The organism is Gemmobacter nectariphilus DSM 15620, assembly GCF_000429765.1.
Taxonomy (GTDB): domain Bacteria; phylum Pseudomonadota; class Alphaproteobacteria; order Rhodobacterales; family Rhodobacteraceae; genus Wagnerdoeblera; species Wagnerdoeblera nectariphila.
Window position 1 is genome coordinate 1 of record NZ_AUCM01000056.1, and the last position, 1,259, is coordinate 1,259.

The following is a 1,259-nucleotide window of genomic DNA, read 5'->3' on the forward strand; positions in this document are numbered from 1 at the left end:
TCGCCCGCCATGATCTGCGAGCCGGACCCCGAGAACGGCTCGTAGCAGAGGCCGCCGCGGGCGACGTGCTGGCGCATCGGGATCCCGAAGGCGTCGAGCGGCTTCGGCGTCGGGTGGTCGGGGCGCTCGTCCTTGGCGAAGGACGGCATTTCCCAGGTCGAGGGCAGCGTCTGCTCGGCGACCTTCGGCGGGCGGTTCGGTCGGCGCCAGCCCATGAAACAGGGCTCGTGCTTCCAGAGGTAGTGGGAGCGGGTCAGGACGCCACGGTCCTTCACCCAGATGATCTGCTGGTGGACGAAGGCGCCCGCCTTTTCCCAGCAGGCCTCCAGCATCGCCTGGCGGCGCGAGGCGTGCCAGCAGTACCAGGCGGCATCCTCGGCGATGGCCTCGGCCACGGCCGCCGATATGAACGCGTCGTAGAGCTCCGCGCCCTGCGAACTGTCGTCCCAGGTCGTGCCATAGGACGCGGACCAATCCTTGTTCCGCGTCGGGTGGTTCGAGCCGTCGTAATCGACGAGGTACGGCGGATCGGTCGCGAACAGCACCGCCCGCTCGCCGTTCATCAGGCGGCGCACATCGTCGTGGCTGGTAGAGTCTCCGCAGAGCAAGCGATGATCGCCGAGGACCCAGAGATCGCCGGTGCGCGAGGCCGGATTGCGCGGCGGCTCGGGGATGGTCACCGGAGGCACGGAGCCTCCGGCGCCACCCTCTTCTTCACCGCCCCCGTCCGGATCGAAGGCCAGAAGCTTGTCGAGTTCGCCGTCCGAGAAGCCGACCAGCGACAGGTCGTATTCGTCCGCGAGCAGGTCCTGCAGTTCGGCCGAGAGTAGCGCCTCATCCCATGTCGCAAGTTCAGACAGCCTATTGTCCGCGAGACGATAGGCCCGCCGCTGCGCCTCGCTCAGGTGTCCGAGCACGATCACCGGAGCCTCGGTCAGGCCGAGCTGCGTGGCGGCCAGCACGCGCCCGTGCCCCGCGATCAGTTCCCCGTCCTCGCCCACGAGGCACGGCACGGTCCAGCCGAACTCGGCCATGCTGGCAGCGATCTTCGCGACCTGGTCCGCGCCATGCACCTTCGCGTTCTTCGCGTAAGGCTGCAGGCGCACAAGCGGCCAGGTCTCGATCCGCTCTGGGGCGAAGCTCAGGGTCATGCGTATTCCTGTCGATGGCGTTGGGGCCGAGGAGTCTGGACTCCCTGCGGGTGGACTCCGGCGCGGCGGGGTCCACCGGCATCCGGCTGGACTCCGGCATCCGCGGGG

1 protein-coding gene is annotated in these 1,259 nt (G+C 68.9%); it reads right to left on the bottom strand.

Annotation, left to right across the window (positions count from 1 at the left end; all coding sequences use genetic code 11):
• Positions 1–1,151: site-specific DNA-methyltransferase (locus G481_RS0118635; RefSeq protein ID WP_028031325.1), on the bottom strand; the 1,151-nt coding region annotated here is incomplete at its 3' end.
• Positions 1,152–1,259 lie beyond the last annotated feature (108 nt).